Here is a 1,892-nt window from a genome sequence, read left to right as displayed (position 1 = left end):
GTCGCTTCTTATCTATATTTGACTTATGTAGAGCTATTGTTCGGTTCCCTTGATTGGCTGTCCATTTTCCTGGATTTTTACATCCAGCGCTGGACAAATGCAGGCACCGCGATCAACGGCGCTTGTTAGTCGTGGTTGCGATGCGTTTGACCTGGCTTTTCGGGTCAGACGCGCCCGCTGCGGCGAACACGTGGCCTCCCAAGCAAATCGTCCGGCTGAGCGCAGAGATTCCGATTCTGCTAGCCGAACGGCAACTAAGAGCAGCCTTAAGGCCGACCCAACTTCGCCTGAGATTTATGTTAGAAAAAAGCTTAACTAAAGCTATGTTCTGTTATATGCTGCCCTCGTCGAGGGCTCTTAATGGGGGCAAAGACTCATGTACGAGCCAACGGCTGTGGGGCGGCAACCCCACAATCCACATCGAATGACACTGAGATTGGAGGCTCGCACATGAGTCGCAAGCATTCTACCGCGTTAGGTTTCAGCGCGGCCATCAGCGGCGCAGCTGTCGCCGGGTTCATCAGCATGGGCACCGCCCACGCCGACGCCGACGCGTATGAGGACTTGTTCGGAGGACCCGGAACAATCGGGTTATCTGCTGGACAAATCAGAGACAACGTGGCGTTGGACCAGTCGATGTTCGAAAGCAACCCCGGCAATGCGGCAGCAGTCGACACCCTGGTCGACAATTTTGAAGCCTCGGGCACCGCGCACCCGCTCGAGCAGCTGTTCTTCGGGCTCGACCCCAGCGCATACGTAACCCAGGTCGACCCGGACATCGCCGGTTACCTCCCCGGCGGCGGCTACCTGGTTCCGGACGACTTCCTCGGTTACCTCGGCACGACCCTTGACGCCGACCTGCTGAACCCGACCGGCCTCGGCCCGCTGCTTCTGGGCCCGCTGATCGACGTGCTGCTGGGATTCCCGGCGAGCCCGTAATCTCGGCGTCCGGGTTAGCGTGAGCGACCCGTTCGTTGACGGGGGGTGACCGTCTGGCCGGCGGGGCCGCATAAGTCTCGCCGGCCAGATCGGTGTTCCCCATGCTTTTCCCTTGGGTTACTGAGTAATCCAGTTCCCTGATGGAGGTGGCCGGACCTTGACAACACCGGCCAGTCGGGGGGGAAGTTCGACAACCTCGGAGGGGTGGGCTGTCTAGCTCAGTCATCAGGACCTTGTCGCCCGGCTACGCCCCCCTGGCCGGGCGACAAGCCTTTTGTGGGTAGCCCATACCGGCTGTTAAGCCAGATATCCGCCCGGTAGCGAGTCGAACATGAACTTCGTCATCCGTACCGCGTACTCCGAACTACCGCCCCCGACGATCAGCGAGGCGAACGCCATATCGCCGCGGTAGCCAGCGAACCACGAGTGCGAACCGCCGGGGAACTCAGCCTCACCGGTCTTTCCGAACACTGCCCCGCAGTCGGCGATGTCCTTGCCGGTGCCGTTGGTGACTACTAGCCGCATCATCGGGCGCAGACCGTCGAGCACTTTCTCACTGATCGGTGTGGTGTCGCCGGTGATTGTTGTCGAGCGCCCCTCAATCAGTTTGGGCACTGGCGTCTTTCCGGCGGCCACGGTGGCCGCGACCAGCGCCATGCCGAACGGGGAGGCCACCACCTTGCCCTGACCGAAGCCGTCCTCGGTGCGCTCGGCCAAATCGACCGTCGGCGGTACGGAACCGGTGACCGTGTTGATGCCGTCCACCTGGTAGTCCAGGCCGATGCCGTACTGGCTTGCCTCCTGGTTCAAACCGCGCGGCGGCATCTTGCTGGCCAACTGGGGGAAGGTGGTGTTGCACGAACTGGCGAATGCCCGTGACATCGGCACCACACCCAAGTCGAATCCGCCGTAGTTCGGGATGGTGCGATGCCCGATGTCGATCGTCCCCGGAC

Annotated in this window: 2 protein-coding genes; one reads left to right on the top strand and one right to left on the bottom strand. The window is 61.4% G+C overall.

Annotated elements, in window-relative coordinates; all coding sequences use genetic code 11:
* Positions 1 to 450 precede the first annotated feature (450 nt).
* Positions 451 to 939 (top strand): hypothetical protein, encoded by a 489-nt coding sequence (locus WB785_RS19095; protein WP_424080863.1) that lies wholly within the window; start codon positions 451 to 453, stop codon positions 937 to 939.
* A gap of 297 nt (positions 940 to 1,236) precedes the next feature.
* Here the strand turns inward: WB785_RS19095 and WB785_RS19090 are convergent.
* Positions 1,237 to 1,892 (bottom strand): penicillin-binding transpeptidase domain-containing protein (locus tag WB785_RS19090; protein ID WP_424080862.1); only part of this gene is annotated, 656 nt, incomplete at its 5' end.

Source organism: Mycobacterium sp., assembly GCF_049585075.1.
Classification (GTDB): Bacteria; Actinomycetota; Actinomycetes; order Mycobacteriales; family Mycobacteriaceae; genus Mycobacterium.
This window is presented reverse-complemented; position numbering and strand designations above follow the sequence as displayed.

Coding starts and splice junctions, on each gene's coding strand:
- WB785_RS19095 (WP_424080863.1), top strand. CDS start 451: ATGAGTCGCAAGCATTCTACCGCGTTAGGTTTCAGCGCGGCCATCAGC.